The following is a 19,350-nucleotide window of genomic DNA, read 5'->3' as shown; positions in this document are numbered from 1 at the left end:
TTAAAATATGTCTTTTGTTTAATTATCTTTGTGACTTTAAATTTTGATATGGCACAAAAACCAACAATACCCAAAGGAACAAGAGATTTTTCTCCTGTCGAAGTTAGTAAAAGAAATTATATTTTTTCTACCATCAAATCTCAATTTCAAAAATTCGGATTTCAGCCTATAGAAACTCCCAGTTTTGAAAACTCAGATACTTTAATGGGGAAATATGGAGAAGAAGGGGACCGACTTATTTTTAAGATTCTCAATAGCGGAGATTTCCTTAAGAAAGTAAATGATGACGCTTTCGCGGAAAAAAATAGCCAAGCCATTACTCCGCAAATTTCAGAAAAAGCATTGCGTTATGACCTTACTGTTCCTTTCGCGAGATATGTAGTACAACATCAAAACGACATTGAATTTCCCTTTAAACGTTACCAAATACAACCCGTGTGGCGTGCAGACCGTCCGCAAAAAGGAAGGTTTAGAGAATTTTATCAGTGTGATGCAGATGTAGTAGGGAGCGATAGCCTTTGGCAAGAAGTAGAATTCGTTCAGCTTTATGATGCTGTATTTACTGCTTTAGGTTTGGAGGGGGTAACTATAAAAATTAATAATAGAAAAATTCTTTCTGGTTTTGCCGAAGTGATTGGAGAAAGCGATAAACTCATCGATTTTACCGTAGCATTAGATAAATTAGATAAAATAGGAGAAGAGGGTGTCATTAAAGAAATGCAGGCTAAAGGAATATCCGCGGAAGCGATAAAAACCATTACGCCTATATTTTCTCTAACTGGAGATTTCTCTACTAAAATTGAAGGCTTAAAAGCTATTTTAAACTCTTCTGAAGAAGGAAAAAAAGGAATAGAAGAATTAGAGTTTATACAGCGAGCCATCGAAGCGATGCCTTTAAAAACAGCTAAATTAGATTTAGATGTGACTTTAGCACGCGGACTTAATTATTACACTGGTGCTATTTTTGAAGTTGCTGCTCCCAAAAATGTGAAAATGGGATCGATAGGCGGTGGAGGTCGTTATGATGACCTTACAGGCATATTCGGACTTAAAAATATGAGCGGAGTTGGTATTTCGTTTGGCTTAGATAGAATTTATTTGGTCTTAGAAGAACTTGGTTTATTTCCAGCTTCCGCGGAAGCAAATACACAAATCATTTTTATCAATTTTGGAGAAAAAGAAGCGCTATACGTGATGAAAGCGGTAAGAGAATTAAGAAACCAAAATGTCGCTGCCGAAATGTATCCTGATGCTGCTAAAATGAAAAAACAAATGAATCACGCTAATAAGCGTAATATTCCTTTTGTAGTTTTAGCAGGAACCAAAGAAATGGAAGAAGAAACGTTTACCTTAAAAAATATGGTATCTGGAGAGCAATCTACCGTAACTCTAGAGGAAATGCTTAACACCATCAAATAATTAAAAAAAAATCCCGAACAATTGTTCGGGATTTTTTTAATGTGGTTAAAGCTGCTGTGTTCTAACTGGGTTAAATAATAATTAGAGCATCAATAAAAATATAGCTTGACTTAATGTAAATAAAAGAATATTTTGATTTCAGCTAGAGTGATGTGATAATCTTCTAAGCTGAAAGAGAAAATTATAAGGCTTACGCGGAAGAAAATACAGGAAGATTAATAGTTAGTAGTTTGAATTAATTACTTTTATATCTACACTAAATCACATTAGTTTGAAATGGATAGATTAAAGTTTAATTATTTAAATTTTTTTTTACTTCTGATACGTTTATAGAGTATTAATTTTTACGCTTAATTTCTTTATTCTTATTATTTTTCTTACAAATAAATTAATGTATCTGTTTTAAGTTAAAGTGAGTAGACATTTTAATTTTTTAATAGTTTTATTTATTTCCTTTTTTTTTACTTCCCAGTGTCAAAAATTAAACCTCAATAGTTAAATTTTTTTATCTGTGCATCAATTGTAATTGCAAATTTACTCATTATCTAAAGCCGCATTTAAAAGTTTAATGCCTTCTAATGTCTCATAAGTTAATTCTCTAATAGTCAATTCAGTTTCTCTTCTTGCCTTATTAAATTTAAAATTTAATGGTGGCAACTCAATAATAGTAGTTAATAAACCTCCTAAACTCTCAAGCGAATACTCGGAATTATTTCTTAATTCCATAGCTCCCTGTTTTATACTTTCAAGTTCTTTTTCATCATAATTTTTAGCTATTAACATTATTTTTGAGTAAGAAGTTCCAACTTTCCTGAAATTTTCAGAGAAAATTGAGATTTCATTTTTTATTCTATTATTAAAATCTAATAATTCATTGGCTACAACATTTATTAAAGCTATATGTCTTTTTTCTTTAAGCCTATTATCTTTAATTTTTTGAATTTGATATATCTCTTTTGTTCTATTGGTTAATGTAGTTGTCCAGTCATTCATAGTTTCAGTAATAGAATTTAAAGAAGAAGTAACTAAATCAAGATTTGATTTAGCAATTCGAACAGTATCATATAAATCTAAATCCATATTATTTTCATCATAATTATCTACTTTTTCAATAATTTTAGTAATATGGGCGTATTTATCATTGGTAGTTTCTTCATTTAAAACTTCGACCTCTAATACTTTCGATTCTTTCTTATTAATAAATTTATCATTAATCAAATTAATTAAATTAAGTCTAAAGAGACTTTCGAATTTTTGTATAGAACTATATTCTTTATATAAAACACCTTTGTTTTGTAAGTCTTTTTTAAAATCATTAATTTTTATTAATTGATAGGGGTCGATACTTGACATGTCTCCTGGTGTTTGTGTATTGAAGTAAATTAATTGTTCCTTGTTGGGATTCGATATAGCTAAATTTATTTCTTCTACTGTTCCGGATTTATCCCTTTTAGTTTCTGTACCTATTTTTGACCAAATTATGCCAATGAGAATTTCATATTTATTTTTGAATTGTTTGTTGAGGACATCTTGTGCATCATCACCAATTTGGGTATATGTATCTTGATCCCAATTAATTAATTCTAATATATAATTATTTTGATCACCTAATGTTTTAGAAATTTCCTCTGTGATTAATTTTATAGAATCTAATTCATTTTTAACATCACTTGGGCGAGAAATAAGAAGCCTAATTTTTTTAAAATTACTCATTAAATTTGATATTATTTATTTCCCATAAAGATAACCCTTCCATATAAAACTTTTTTAAAAAGTTATAGACATCTTATTCACAGAAAACTATTTTGATAGCTATATTAATTCCATTTAACACTGTGCAAGGAGTATTAATACAAGACATTTTAATCAACGTTTAGGTATAGCAAAAGATCTAATTATCAATAAGATAAATTATTGTGATTTGTGTTACCAAAAAAAGTAGAGGAGCTTTTGTGAAGTGGTTTTTTGAGAAGTTTCCATATTTTTTAGCCGTCTTAAAAAAGTAGCTAAAAATAGATTGAACCAAATATGAACCAGTATTTCGTGGTAAAAACTAAAAACCCCCGTAAGTACAGGGGTTTTTGTAATCTATGTAGCGAGACCGAGATTTGAACTCGGGACCTCCGGGTTATGAACCTGAAAATTAGCGTATCATAATTCTGTAATTGCATTGTAATATAATTACTTTCAGTTTTTTAATTTTAAACATCATTAAATAATTATATTTAAAATCAACTTATTCTGTACCTATTCTGTACCCTTTTTTTTTAAGTATTTTCTTATATTTATCAAATATAAATATTTAGCATCATGGCAGCTATTAAAATTGTTAGGCGCAAAAATAAACAACGTAAGGACGGAACCGCACCGCTTGCCTTAAGAATAAGTGAGAACTATCAAACTAATTACTGTTTTTTAGGACAATATGTACTAGAAAAGCATTGGAATAAAGAAACAGGATTAGTAAAACGTAGTTACCCTAATTCTCAACAGTTAAATAATTTTTTAAGAAAAAAATTAACAGAAGCACATAATATCTCATTTCAATCTAATAATGAAGTCTCTCCCAAAGAAATAAAAAAAAAGATTATTAGCGCTAAAATTAGAAAATCATTTTTTCTTTTGGCTACTGAAAGAATATTGCAAAAATATGATCGAGGAACTTTTTCCGTTGCTAAATCTGAATTATCAATATTGTTTAATATTGAGGAGTTTTTGAATTTGATTAAAACCAAAAGTAAATCAAAAATCATTGAGGATATTAAACAAAGAAGAAATGATAGAATCAGTAGAGCAAGAAAATCAAAAAACTCTTTTCTGGATGGTGTCAATTATTTTAAAAAAAAGAAAAGCTTGGATTTTAAAGATATTGATCAATCGTTTATTGAACGTTATAAAACGTTTTGTTCCTCATACCTTGGACAAAAAACACGAACAATTACGAATCAACTTATTTTTATACGAACTTTATTTAATATTGCAATTAAAGAGGGAGTAGTCGATATAAAATATTATCCTTTTGCAGGCAATAAAGAAAAAATTAAACTGAAATCAGGAAATAAAGTTGGATTGAATAGGAAAGAGATTAGACAAATTGAATTGCTTCAGTTAGAAGAGGGTTCAATTATGTGGCATACTAGAAATATTTGGTTAGTAGCATTCTATTTTGCTGGAATAAGAATATCTGACATTCTCAAATTAAAATGGTCCGACTTTAAAGATAATCGTCTTTATTACGTCATGCATAAAAATGAAAAGCCTTTAAGTTTTAAAGTACCAATTAAGGCCGAAGCTATTCTAGCAAATTATAAAAAAAATAAGGACAATAACAGTAATTATGTATTTCCTTTAATTCAGCATGCTAATATTAACGATCCTGAAGATATATATAGAAAAGTAAAAAGTTCTACGAAAAAATTAAATAAATATTTGAAGCTAATTGCTTCAGAATGTAATATCAAGAAGAATTTATCAAATCATATTGCTCGGCATAGTTTTGGAAATTTAGCAGGAGATAAAATTCATCCATTGATGCTGCAAAAATTATATCGTCATAGCGATTTAAAAACAACCTTGAATTATCAAGCTAATTTTATTCATCGTGATGCTGATGAAGCATTGGATAGCGTTATCAATTTTTAATATTATATCAAAATATCTCTAATCTCATACTCATAAATTTGTATATTAATTTTTATGGTAAGAAAATTAATTAATTCGTCTTTTTGAGGAAAACCTTCCAATCCAACATTGACTTGACTACTTTCTAATAGCGAATTTTAAATCTGCTTAAAACGACAGTAAAACTTTTTTGATCTTGTATATTATATAGGTTAGGTTTCCATTCCTACTTATTCTCAAAATATTAAGATCTTTTCTAATTATTGTTAGCGAAATTAAAAAGCCCCCAGTTGAGTGGAGGGCTTTTTATGGCAATTTAATATTCTAAGTCAATACTTCCGTTTGATAAACTTATATCTGCACCTTCGTTACTGGTAACAACATTGAAAAAAGAGCCTACTAACACCCCATCGGAGTTGGTCTCTATTTCTGAAGTAAAATCAAATTGACTTCCTTCATTGTAAGGATAATAAATAGTACCATTAAGTTCTATTTGAAAATTTTGTATAGCATCTTCACCTGTTACATCTTCAGAAACTTCAAAATACATTTTGTGAGAAGAAGATGAAGTATCCTCTCCATTAACTTTTATTAAACCATTTTCCAAAACAATAGAGATGATCTCAAAATCAACAGGAAGTGTGCCCACTGTCACACTTAGTTCCCCTTGTACATTTTGTTCTGGGTCTTGGCTGCAGTCTCCCAAATCATCAATTATTGATTGAATATTACCGTTGGGGTCTCCGCAAGCATCGATTTGAGCCTCCAATGCAGCTTTATAATCATTGCATAGATTAGTGTAGTTGTCATCGTTGGCATCACTAAAATTTGTTGCTGCTTCAGCGGAAGCGATAGTAGTGATTTCACATTCGTTGTCTAAATTTGGGTCGTCATCACTATTTGAATCGTCTTTGCTACAGGAAGCTAAACCTATCAAAGTTATTCCTATTAATAGGAAAGAAATTTTAAATGATTTCATAAAGTTTATTTTTTGTTATTTTATAACGGTATTTTTATCAATAAGCATACCATTATAAATTCAATTGCTTGGAATAGTAAAAATTTTTTCTTCTGTACTTAATACCCCTGCAGTATTTTCTGTTACTACTTTAAAGTGATGATATACTGGATCACCCTCGTTATTGGTTAAATTTAGAATACCAGATTGCAAATCTGTATTGACTAATCCAAGAGATATTTGATTATCATTTGTTTGGAGCTGGTATACTTTGAACCAATTTCCTTGGTTATTCATTTTATAAAGGTGGTATTTTGCTTTATACGCCGTTTTATCCCAATTTAATATCACGTTGTGAATTTCGTCATTTGCATCGGGTGGAGTAGAAGTATAATCTAGGGTTGGAGCTGATGGAGTATTTACTTCAACTATCAAACTTGCTACAATTTTTGAAGGTTGTGAAGGGGCGTACTCTAAAACTACTGTGCCATCGGCTTCTGCATATTCTACTTTTCTTGATGCGGTAACTCTATAGAAAATACCATCTCCATAAGGAATTTCTGCTAAATCTTCGAATTTGTCTGCTACTGTCCAAATTGGTTCGTCGATGATTGCCCCATCTTCTAAATCAATTACTTTGACTAATTGCATCGATAAGATTGATTGTGCTTCAAGTAAAGAAAAAGCTCGGTAAATATTTATTTTTCTTATTTGCTGAACCTTTGGGAATGCGTTTATTTCTATTTGGATTTTTGGGTTTATCCCGAGTACAGCATTTTCTAATACAGGGACAATGCGTTTTATTTCTGGTGCTTCAGGAGCATTGGTGTTTACCAATTTTATAGGCCCTAGGAAAGGACTAAACCCACTCATTTTCATTTGCGAACTTAATTCTTTTACTCCATAAAAATATAAATTGTTTGAAGTACCATCTAGCTTAAAATCTGTAAACAAGGTTTTATGGGGAGAAGTACCTGTGACTTTCATCATTGGAGCCATTTCAAAATCGGGACTTCCTGGAGGAATAGTATGCCCATTTCGGTCTTTTATGACTTGTGGCTTGTCTTGAGGTTTATAATTACTACCCTTAATGTATTGATACAAGACAGGCGTCTCTGTTAAAGAAACAAAAGCATTATAAATAGCTCCTTTTACAAATCCAATAATTTTAGGGTCACCTACCTGCAAAGTACCTGGTTGATCAGAAATAGTTTGTCCTCCTCCTAAATCAGTAAGAATTTGGTTAGCCCAATCAAAGAAGGCTTGTTTGTCGGGATTAGGAAACTTGTAGCCATCTGGAGAAACTCCTGCTGGCGGGTATATGGTATAATCACCATCGTTGCCAAGCGTTCCAAAATCTAAAAAATTTTCCCAACGGTTCACTAAATATTCTTCATCGTTGCCGCCTAGTGTTTCTAAGTTTTCCCTAATGGTTTTTACAGTAGATTTTTCGTATAAAGCATTGAGCAGCGCCTCATCATTGGCGCGATAAAATATAACGCCGTGTGGTTTGTGTTTATATTCTGTAGTTAATGTATAGGTAGATCGTCCGAAGAAATCTGGTCGTGTAGCATAAAGTGCTCCTTCTGGTTGTTCAGGAGGCAGTGCTTCTATTATTTCTTGAGCGAACATTGGTGCTGGGGTACTAATTTTTGATACATGGCCTTCATTAAGATCGTTACTTCTAAACCCAAAAATACTATATCGTGTACCTTCACCTTCTGCCGGAAGAATATTTTCTTCTGTTAAACCGTAAGTTTCATTTTCATAAAAGTAAACTTTATAGCCGGGATAGAAATTCACACTAATACTTGCTCCTGTTTGAATCTTATCATAGTTGGTATCATCGTCGTAAGTAGGATCTTTTATAAACACAACAAGTTTGTTACCAGTATCGATATTTTCAATTTTCATTACTGGAAGTACTTTTCTTGAATTTTTTGGAACAGTAGGAGCTACAGCATCTTCAGTGAAAATTCTGACAATGCCTTTATACCATTCTGTAGACACCCCTGTGTTGTTAAATTGTGGGTGTTGATTTAATATAAAATTATCAAATTCGATTCTGTATAAACCTTTGAAGCCCATAATAGGGTTATCAGGATCACTAGGGTTTACGGCTATGGGTTCATCGATGGGAGTAACCGTAGCATTATCCCAAATACCACGTGATTTTTCGACTTTTTTTATGGTCTCACCTGCGTCGTCAATCTCTTCAATTACTTCTCGATGTATAGACCAGTTGTCACCCACTTGCACTTTATAAGTTAGGGGGTTTAAATTGCCCCATGTGCTAGGTGTTTGCATATTTTCTATCGCCATAAACAGTCCATCTGTAACTAAAATAGGAGCTTCTAAAATGTTATCTGTAGGAATAGTGGGTATGCCGCCATTTACTATAGAATCGCTAATTTCTTTTTTATACACAGTTAATGTGGGACCTTGAACACCCTGCGTAACACTATGTATGATATATTTGTTGTTGCCTGAAACAAACACCCCGCCCACATAGTTATTTTCTTCTCCCGGAGTTAATATGGGAGTAATTGATTCGCCTGTAGAAACTAGGGTATATGAACCCGTAGTTATTACTGATAAAACTTCTTGAGAACTATGATCTATTACCGTAAGTGCTTTTCCTGTAATATTTTTAGGCATTTGATTTCTAAAAAATATATCTATCTCTTCCGCAAAAATCTCTTCATTATCTGGAAAAAGCACTTGTGGATCATTTACTAAATTGATTAAGTCTTGGTTGTTATATGGAGAATCTACAGAGACATTGTAATTTTTTAATTCGTGAAAGGAATGGTAATCATAGGTTAGCCTTATTAAAGTCTTATCATTTCCATCACTGATCAAGGATAAACGTTCTTGTTCTATATTTGAAGTTAGAAATAGCGGGTTTTCTTCTCTTACTAATAAAGCATTAGTGTTTGATGGAGCCAGTAGCGGATTTTGTTGTTTTATGAGTGTGTTGATTTGAAGCTCTATAGAGCTTACTTTTACTCTAGAAAACCAATTGATACCATAAGATTTGTATTTATGTGTGCCACTTGCTGATTGTTTATGAGTATAATATGCCTTTAGAGGTTCAGGGATGAGTATAAACCTTGTTTCAAAAAACTCATTTTCTCCTGGAGGAGCTGCATGCAAATAATCTGGATTATTTGATAATTCTGGTTTCACCCAATCTCCATTATCCAAACGGTATTTTAGACCTCCGTAAACAGGTGTGGTGATTATACTTAGATTGATTTCATTATTTGTGATGAAAAAGGGTGTGTTGATATCATCTTCCAGTAAGTCTTCAGTATATAAACTTACATATCTCGCCATCCCATTAGGGATATAACCATCTTCGTCTGTCAATGACGAATTATTATCTCCTTGGAAGAAAATGCCTGGTACTATATCTTTTAAATCTATTGCTGCTGGCAGTCTAAAATCTTGGTTGGTGGTAGGAAGACTCATATACAAATGCTGTACATCTCTTTCTCCTAAACCATCTTCTAAGTCTGCTGTGGTATAATATTCTGCAATATATAACCATTTATTTATTGGTGAAGTGATATCTGTGTCTAATATCCCCAAGCCCAACATCCTCGCCATATGATAATCATTGGCTAAAAAGTTAAGCATTCCTAAATTCGATAAATGCATATAATCATCTGGATCTGAAGGGTCATTTCCTAATGAAATACTTTCTTCAGCAAGAGGATTGTTTATATTATCACTTAATTGGATGTATTTATTTACTACTTGTTTAATATTTCGGTCACCTGGTTCAGGTGTTGCATTCCATTTTTTATGGTAATTTGAAACCTTCACCAGCGCTTCTGTATTAAATTGCTCCCACAACTTATCTACATCCCCTGGAGAAGCCTCTAATTGGCTGAATGCTACCGAATCATTTTCGGTTAAAGCAAAATCTCCCATGAGCGTCCACCCCGTTGTATTATTTACTTCTTGGATAGTATTTTCATAAAACTCAAAATCTATAGAGTCTAGTTTTGCATTATTGATTTGCCAACGAATTGATCTTCCGTTTTCCATTATTAACTCCAGAGAATTATTTAACTGAGGGTTATTTATGGCTTTTCGGTTGCTAACTACCTTAAAGGCATTGATGTCTAAAGTGCTTACTGAAAGTGTTTCTACTTTAAGCTGTGCCCCTGAGGTTACCGATGAGAAATTACAAGTCGCCGCAAAGAAAGGTTTTTTAATACTTTCAACTTCAATAAGTTCGCTGCCGTAATTATTGATAAATTGAGGGGCATTAGAAACCGGGTTGATAGAGGCTCTTACTTGATTATATTTTACTGTATTTCTAAAATAAATATAAAACTCTTCTTGTTCGTATAAACGATATATCCAAAGGTGATTGGTGTCATCTATTACAGCAGGGTTTTGGTTTTTAAGGTCTAGCTTAACCGTTTTTTTTATATAAGCTGCTTTATAAATTTTTACAAAATCCTCTGATTTGTTAAAGTTAACATTGTTGGAAGCATAATTTCCTTTTGGTAAATGTTTTTCTCCGAGGGTTCCGCGAAGCGCCCATCTTAAATGTCTTCCTTCTGTACTATCGGCTCCTTCTGAGCCCGTAGCTTGTAAGTATAAATAGTCTGATTGGATACTTGTTAAACCTTCCTCAATAGTTATGGGTTCTCCCTCTCCTTCAGCAATAAATTGAACGTTGGTTGTGTTAGGACTTGTGCCAATACCCGAAACAGAAAAGTTGACTATGGCGATTTGCTGTAACACTGTAGAGCGTAAAGTTCTGGTGTACATGCCATTACCAGAAGAGTTAACCGCATTTACCCAAGTACCTGCATTTGTGTTTATTTGAACCGTATAACTGCTAGGGTTGATAGTGTTTCCTTGATTATCTTTAAGTGTTACGATAATTAATGATGTAGAACTTCCATCTGCATTTATTACAGCAGGATTTGCTGTAATAGTGCTATTTTCGAGGTCGAGAATAGGACCCTCGTCTTCACAGAGTTCTTCAGAATCATTGTTGATTGTGGTTACATTTACAGAAGGATTATCGTATTCGGATGGATCATGCCCTTCCATATCTATCGCTAAATCTGTAATTGCAAAGTTTTGGTTAATAAGCCTTACTTCATCATCTACAACTTCTGTTTTACATGATTCGTAGTTGAGGGATGTTGAGGCAACAGCAAATTTACCTCCTATTGCTTTATTTGCATAAGCATCAAAAGAATTCCCTATACTTTTGTTGAGTAATAAACTGAAGTTTGATGACAATTCTGGTACTATAATCTTTTTTGTCCAATCTGTATTTGTTAGATTGTTATTGCATTTATATAGTTGACTTCCCACACTAAAAAATATACCTTGGGTATTTGTATATACGGATTGATATGTAGGAGAAAACTCTTTTTCCAATAATTTTTCATTGAGGATCGTACTATGATCTTGGCTTATTTCTGCAATAAAGAATCTGTTAAAACGGTCTGGAAGTGGTTCTGTATATTCTGCTAACACTGCTATAACGTCTCTTATGATAAGTTCATTCTCCCGCGTATTTAAGGTAAATGAAAGCAAATCGTCTTCACCACCATCTGGATCATAATGATAATAAGAACCCATCACGGCATATTTTCCATTATGAACAGGACTTACGGTATAGATGTGTAAATTATTAAATCCTCTTAGTTCTCCATTGTAATATAAAGCTGAGGATTGGACTAGGTTTAAATCTGCGTCTATACTAATGATTATCCCCTGATCTCTTTTATTTCCATATAACACTAAATTATTCTCACTCACTTGTTCGTCCCTAATGAGTAATACAGGGTTTTGAGATACTATTTTATTGGCACCAATCACAGCAACCTCTATAGTATCAATTCTATAAAATAAGTGATCTATTCTTTTTACACTACCATTTTGAGAATGAATATCTGTTATCTTTAATACGATGGCATCTTCGTGTAGTTTAAAAAGTCTAGCATTGACACTTAAACCATTATATGCAAGAGGAGTGTCAGATTTATCGTATATTTTTTTACTAGAAATGAGGTTACCGTTACTCGCTAATTTTAAGATAAAAAAATTACTTTGATCACTTGCTAATACCAATAATTCTCCTGTATTTATTAATTCTATGATATCTGTAAAGTGGGCTTTATCCCAAATCCAATTTCCATTATCAACTCCTGAAATGTTATATTTTTTCTGCCAAATTAAATTACCATTGGTGTCGTATTTGGCTAGGTAAGGTTGACTGGAAGCTACCCAACCCAACGCAAAGTTGTAGTTCCCTAATCTTACTAACCGACGAATATATCCGTTACTTATTGAATTGTATAAATTGACGTAAGCCATTGCTATTTTTTTAATCGTTTAAACTAATGTTTTGTACTTGAATGGTATCTACTATTTCATATTCATCACCATTCCAATTTTTATATTGGAATCTAACATTTACCTTTGAAGCTGTAATTTCTAAGCTACTGTGCATGATTAAAGCCTGTGCATAGTCTTTATTATATAACACTTTGTAGTTGTTGTCTATATTGCCCGAACTGTTGATAATTGCTATTGTATCTTCGATTTCATTTAATGGAATCTTTGGGTTATTGAAAGGTTCTGGATTTCTAAGCCATATCGCAATCACTTCTTGCGTATCACTATTGATTATTTTTATAAATTCTGTTCTAACAGGCGGATCAATTGGAGTGATTTCCCAAACCCCTTCTATGATTCTATCGAATAAATGTTGGTATCGGTCAGCCAATGGGTAATCGTTGGTTTGAGCATTGGGATTGATGATGATATCGTATGCTTTTTGAATACCCGAAGAAGCTAAGCTTCTATTTAATTCAAATACAGCTTGCTTTTGAGTTGAAGTTTCTTCATCGACCATTATATAACTGTTTACTTGCTCTTCAAAATTGAGATACCTTGACGTTTGGAACACAAACTCATGTACTTGTTCGCTAACCACATTATCTGTAGTTTGCTCAAAAGCATTATAAAGTAAAGCTGTATACAATTTTTGTGGTTTTAAATTGGTTAGAGTTACATTAAAGTACTTGCTTTTTGGCTTAATAGAATCTCCTAAATCAATTTCACATGGCAATTCTCCATTTTCAATCATATTATTGATTACTTGGATGTGAGGAGGAAGTAACGGATTATCATCAATGCTCCATTGATATCCTAATTGATTAGGAATAGGTACTGTTTTTTCACTATAATTTGCAGGAAGTGGATAAGGAATGATTTTATCAGTTACTGGATCTTTTATTGCGATATGTAATTGCCCATTCAGTTCTTCCATATTGTTATATAAATGCCAAATTTGAAACATATGTTCTGTATACGGTTTGCTGAAAAATACTGCAATTTTACATTGTTCGTTTCCGTAAAACAAAGGTTTAGACTTTAATAGATTCCCATCGGCATTTGGATAAGAACGGTTATAATCTATATATGATCTTAATGAAGTTAGTTGGTATTCGTCTGGTTTTGCTCCAGACGGTAGGTAATCTGCCTGTGGGTTTTTATGGTAATGTCCTAATGGCCCTACTGTTTTAAAACCATAATATAAATTGAAATTTCCAGGCGTACTTTCCCCATCATCTACTTCATCTTTTAAAGTGAATTTAATGTAATAGGTTGTGTTGGGTCTCCAAATAGGTTGTGCTTCCTTTTCCATTCCCTCTATCATTGCTTCAAAATCCTCTTCAATTGCTTGTGTACCTGGTACTGTTTCGTTCCATTGGTGATCTTCTTGCGATAACCAACAAATTTGTTGAAGCGCTGTGGAACAATTTAATTGTGGCGTATCATCATCACAATCACATTGACCTGTTTCTCTAATGTAATCTAGAATTATGATAGCTATTTCTCTCAATTCGTTATAAATGCTAAGTATTTCATCAGGAGAATATTCTTCTGGATATCTTTCAAATAATGCGAAAAGGCTGTCTAATAAACTATAATAAGTATCAAATAGTTCTGGATTGGCATCGTGGAAATTGATAATGATGTTATAAAACTCTCGATAACATTCTAGATTTTCATAAATAAGGTTGATTTGTTCTTCATTAATAGGAAAAATGAAACAGTTTTCATATAAAGTGAGTAATTGTGTATATAGTTCACATAAAGCTTCATCTTTTTGGCATTCACTTTCTGTTTGAGTACAACCCTCATTTTTCAGTTCTTCTAATTGTGTGATTAGTTGATCATATAACTCAGTATCATTAGGTTCGGTAATATTTACTGAGCCATCTACTTCCTCATAAGTGGTCTTAAATAATTGAGCAATTTGTTTTTCGATATTCTTAATAGCTATCATATTGGAGCTATCAGGTTTGATAATTATTTTGCTGATAGGCTCGTTTTCATTAAAATACTCCACTACTGAATTAAGCTGAGTAGCGGTTTTGTATTCTTGATCAACTAATTGGTACTGTACTAGACTTCTGCTATTATTTATGAGCGATTTGTAATATTGAATGCTTACTCCTTTTGCTAAGCTTGTGAGCATTAAATTTACACTTACAGAGCTTTCTGGAAGAAGAATGACTAACTCATTATGGTTTTGAAATGAAAGTGATTTTGCAAAACCGTGAATATTAGAAGCATTGGTCACTTCCATATAATTATCCTCTATCGGTACTATTGCATTATTAACAATGGTGTATCCAGGGTTTACCAATAAAGTGAAATAAACTCCATTGATATAGTTACCTTTATATTGCGTTGGAGGGTAATACCTTCTACCTGGAGGTTTGTTAAGAACATTAGCGCAACGTTCTTCTATTAAAGTTTCTTTGCAGTACAAAGTAGAGGGAGTGAGTCCATACACTTCTGGGATATGCCAACCCGGTTCTCCTGCTTCCATATAAGAAAAAGGAGCTGTAGCTAATAAGCGTATAGTGTCGTATTGTTTATCTTTAAGTTGCCAAAAACCAATTTTGAGATTTTCTACTTGAGATCTAGCAGCTTCTTCTACTACTGCTTCAAAAGGGTGGTAATCTTGCCAAGAGCCATTCCATGCTTTTATCTCTATATCTTCAATAAAATAACGGTGCTTTACTTGACGCATTTCTAGACCACCCCGAACGGTTTTTCTTGGAGGGATTAAATCGACAGCCTTTTGAGGTCCAAAAGTATAACCTCCAATCTTATCAGAAATGGCACTTGGGATCAAGCCTTTTTGTGTCTTGATGTCTATGTACGTGTCTAAAGGAATCACTTTATCTATAGCTGTGTGTGAAGGCACACTGGTAAAATCATTGAGTTCAAACTCTTGGTTGGTGAGCATGTGTACCCCTTTCACCAATTCTTTTTTTCTGCTACTAGGGAGTGGATTAACAGGAGAGCGATCAACAGTTTTGCTTTTTTCCCATTTGAGTTTGACCGTGAAGGATTTACATAACTTAACAAATACAAGCTTTATACAGCCTTTTACATTTATTTCTGCATAAATCAAGAAAGGTTTTGTTGCCTCAGCAGAGAACAATGCGCTAAGACTAATTGATATACCTATTTTCCATATATCTACATCGATACCACCTCCCGCAGCAATATACCCTCCAATTTGTGGACGCTCAAAACTTATAAAACCACCAACTTCTAGGTAAGCATATAAATGTACTTTAGCCGGGCCAAATCGTTTCCTTAAATCAAACTCTATTCCAGCACCTGTTTCTATACCTTGTGCCGACAGCATTAAATATCCTTGACCATTTAAATTGATAATATCTTTAAATAGTTTGATTGTAACAGGGTTGTTTTTAGTACCAAAATTGACATACCAACTCGAAGGATAATCAAAGAAAAAACTAGCTTCTACTTGAGCATAAAGATCTAGAATCCAGCCGTTACTGGAAGGAAGTTGAAAATCTGCTCCCATACCCATCTCGATTGAATTATCGTCCCACGCTAAGAAAGCAAAGAATGGGGGTTCGTTGGTACTGTCGAGTCCTAATCTTGCACTTAGTATAGAAGCCCTACCATCTAGCATAAATAAAGTAGGCAATGAAAGCACAAGCATTACCCTAGTTGAAATAACTGAACCACCATCAAAGCTAGTCCCCAATACAGCTCCTGCTCCTAAAGAAACAGGGGTGTTGTAATCTTGACTTTCTGGAGGTCCTGTAAACTTGGAAACATGCACTCCCCGTGGTGGATAAGTATAATAATCATACCAAGTGTCTTCTCCTGAGACAAGTCCTACGGCCTCTTTTTCGGCTACATAACTATAACCTAATAATCCCCTAAACCCGTATATACCCAATGGGCCAAGTGGGATAGGAGCAGGAAGGTCTATATAAGCATCTATGATGAAAGCAGGATGTCTAGGTTGTAATTTCATTGATGCTCCTCCTGCAATTTTTGCTTTTGGAAGTTTTAACGAAATCTCTCCTATATATTCTGGAGACTCACCAGGATCTGGGAGCGATAACATTCCATTGATAATGGCAACGGCATTTTCTGGACTTGCGTTGCCAGGGATTACCAAATCTATCTCTAATGTTTTGATATGGATAAATGAATCTCCACTCGTATATTTAAGATTCCCATTTTCATCTTTTTCATCATTATCTGTGGTGTAATAGTATTTTACTCCATCACCACGAATATCTAGCCCTAACGGATCTAAACTAACCCCACCATCAAAACCCCAGTAATTGTATTTACGGATATCGCCATTATACTCTAGCTGAGAAGAACCATAATGAACGCCTGTTACTGCCATTTCAATAGGCCCAAGGTCTAAGGAAATACTCAAAGGAATAAAACCATTACCCCCTACAATTTCTACCGTACCATTGTCATATACCCGTAATTGAGGAATTTCGATGATCTGGTTATCGAGTAGCTTTGCCATTATAGGATTATCAAACCAGATTTGGCACGAAGTGCCTAGATAGAATTCATTGTTTTCCCTACCTAGTTCTAGGGTTAAGAAATTGAAGGTTACAAAATTGAATAAGTTTAAAGGAATCCCTTCTGGTTCTGAGGCTGTTAGGTTAAAATCACCTTCTTCATTTAGATGACCATTCAAGTATATTTCTGCTTCATTACCTTGAGCATCTTTAAGTTTTGGGATTTTTAATCTTCCGCCTATGTTGGAGTCAGTAATTGAATTTTGTTTGAAGGTGAGTGCAAAATGGTTGAAGCCAATTTCCCAATTGCCAATTTTCATATCCATATAAGCTGCCCCATTGTTCGGTTGTCCACCGACGGTTTCCAAAGCAATAGTACCCGATATTCCTCCTGTACCGATAAGCATATTATAACCAGCTACTTGTAAAGTAGAATTATCAATGTTGTTGAACCATTTTTTAGGTAAAACAATAACAGTATAACTTGTATAGACTCCCATGAATTCAGATGACAGCCCTTGCAAATTTGCTTCTGCAAAATTTTGGGTTGAACTCAAATCTATTTTTAAGTTTTGGAAATCGATAATTAATCCTGTATTTCCAATTTGGGCAGGAACATTCGTGCTAAGGGCTATATCCATATTATACCCCAATCCTTGTTTTGTATCCGCATAAAACAGAGCTTCAGCAAAACGCAAAACCACTTTAGGGTATCCGGTTGTTCCGTCTTCAGGAATTATATCAAAAGGTGTTCCTCCTGTGGCGTTAGAATCATAAGTATTGTTACCGTTAGCATCATAAACAGGTTTCAAAATATTTCTTGGAAATTCCAATCCTGCAGAAAGCTCAAGGGTTGCCCTAATTTTTGGAAAAATTACTTCTTTGATAAAAGTTGGAATATCCTCAGGGATAAATTCTGAAAAAAAATCATCCAACCTGTTTTCTTGCTCTTCCAAAGACCCAACACCTATATACAAAGTAAAAACAGCCTGATATGTAGTAACGTTAGCTTGTTGGTGCAGCTCTAAAATAATTTCTTCAATTTCAGTTTCTGGATTTGTTGGTACCGTTATAGATATATTGTAGAAATTGTTTAAATCCTCAACTAATTGCTCTATTCGGGAAGTAGTCGAACTGTTTGATATAACAAATCGTTTTAGCGTAAAGTCTAAAGCATCATATTCACTAATCTCAAAAATATCTATTAATAAATAGTGATAATCATTTATTGAAAAAGAAAAACTATCAATATTAAAAAATCGTTTATACCTCAATATTTTCCAGTCCCAAGATACTGTAATTGGAAAAGCAGATATATTGTAATCCTGATAATCGGGATTTAGTACTAAAAAAATGCCTGTTCCCGGCAACTCAATAGATAATTTTTTAGCACTTACAATATCAAGGCTATAAAAAGCAATGTCTCCATTTACACTTTTGGAAAATTGAAAATTCTTATAGAAAACATCACTAAAAAGTTCTTGAATGCCATCTTTAAAAAAACCGAGAATATCGGGTAAGTCTTCAGAACTAACCACGTCAGTAAGTACTGGATAATATGGATTATTATTGCTTGGCATAATTTCAATTTTTTTACTATTTAATATTTTCCCTGAATGATTTGACCCTATTATTTCTCAACTCCGATAGCCTCCCCTTCTTGCAATATCTCTCCTGTTTTACCACTTACTATAATTATTCTAGCTGTATCTCCTTGCTTTTGATATTTTATAAACCAATATCCCGTATGCTCTTCTTTCCAGCCTACAAATACTACTCCTGAAATTCGCTTATGTGAATATTTTGAAATATCCGTTACATCTTTACTTAGGTATATTTTTTTTTGTCGAGAAGTATTCTTTCTAAGTCTTTAATTGAAACATTATATCCTTTATCATAGTCAAATTCTTCTATTATCTCCTCGTTCTCATTATATTTGTATCCTTTCCCAACAGGGAAGGGCGTCAAGGAGAAATGAGGTCTTCTCAATACACCGTCCTTTTCTTTCCTCAAATCACCAATATAGCTCGTGACTCTGCGCCTTAAATTACCATTCGGATAAAACTCGAGGTTTTCCTGATAGGGACAATCTTCGTAAGTAATTTCCTTTCTATAACCTGCTTTTTTGTTTCCAGAAATATTTATTTCTTTTCCTATAGTTTTATCCTTTTTATAATATGAAAAATAAAATTTTGGATCACCCAAACTTTCACTAAAACCTACCGAAACCTGTTTTTCTTTGGTATTTATTTCCTTATTTTTTTTAAAATTATCTATATTTAATCGTTCCATAATTTGATTATTTTTTTTATTAATATACTCCTCGGTAAGTTGTGCTTTGCACTGAATAAAAACAAAACTTATTGCTATTAAAACGTATTTATTGATTGTTTTACTTCTCATCTGTTATAAAAGAATTTCTCGTTTTATATTGACATCTAATCAATTAGGATAAGACAATGAATTAGTGGAGCA

7 protein-coding genes are annotated in these 19,350 nt (G+C 33.1%); 2 read left to right on the top strand and 5 right to left on the bottom strand.

Translation table 11 applies throughout. The features are described 5' to 3' along the window. The first annotated feature begins 48 nt into the window (after positions 1-48). Positions 49-1,419, top strand: coding sequence for a histidine--tRNA ligase (gene hisS / locus FT986_RS10325; RefSeq protein WP_147864975.1), 1,371 nt, complete (start codon positions 49-51; stop codon positions 1,417-1,419). Between the two features lie 534 nt (positions 1,420-1,953). Here hisS and FT986_RS10320 read toward each other — a convergent pair. Continuing rightward, positions 1,954-3,132 (bottom strand): hypothetical protein, encoded by a 1,179-nt coding sequence (locus FT986_RS10320; RefSeq protein ID WP_147864974.1) that lies wholly within the window; start codon positions 3,130-3,132, stop codon positions 1,954-1,956. Between the two features lie 597 nt (positions 3,133-3,729). Here FT986_RS10320 and FT986_RS10315 point away from each other — a divergent pair. Further along, positions 3,730-5,061, top strand: coding sequence for a tyrosine-type recombinase/integrase (locus tag FT986_RS10315; RefSeq protein ID WP_147864973.1), 1,332 nt, complete (start codon positions 3,730-3,732; stop codon positions 5,059-5,061). 295 nt (positions 5,062-5,356) lie between these two features. Here FT986_RS10315 and FT986_RS10310 read toward each other — a convergent pair whose 3' ends face one another. The 4 genes from FT986_RS10310 to FT986_RS10295 all read right to left on the bottom strand — a co-directional run bounded on the left by FT986_RS10310 (position 5,357) and on the right by FT986_RS10295 (position 19,278). After that, on the bottom strand, positions 5,357-6,019 hold the full coding sequence (locus tag FT986_RS10310) for a hypothetical protein (protein WP_147864972.1): 663 nt from the start codon (positions 6,017-6,019) through the stop codon (positions 5,357-5,359). A 60-nt stretch (positions 6,020-6,079) separates the two neighbouring features. Continuing rightward, positions 6,080-12,355 carry an Ig-like domain-containing protein gene (locus tag FT986_RS10305; RefSeq protein WP_147864971.1) on the bottom strand — a complete coding sequence of 2,092 codons (6,276 nt, stop codon included), beginning with the start codon at positions 12,353-12,355 and terminating at the stop codon, positions 6,080-6,082. Positions 12,356-12,365: 10 nt separating this feature from the next. After that, positions 12,366-18,455 (bottom strand): hypothetical protein, encoded by a 6,090-nt coding sequence (locus FT986_RS10300; protein ID WP_147864970.1) that lies wholly within the window; start codon positions 18,453-18,455, stop codon positions 12,366-12,368. A 247-nt stretch (positions 18,456-18,702) separates the two neighbouring features. Next, positions 18,703-19,278: a hypothetical protein gene (locus FT986_RS10295; protein WP_147864969.1), complete on the bottom strand. Its 576-nt coding sequence runs from the start codon at positions 19,276-19,278 to the stop codon at positions 18,703-18,705. Between the last annotated feature and the right edge of the window lie 72 nt (positions 19,279-19,350).

The sequence above is a fragment of the Mesonia sp. K4-1 genome, assembly GCF_008017825.1.
Lineage (GTDB): Bacteria > Bacteroidota > Bacteroidia > Flavobacteriales > Flavobacteriaceae > Mesonia.
The sequence above is the reverse complement of the archived record's forward strand: the minus strand, read 5'-3'. Positions and strand labels throughout refer to the sequence as shown.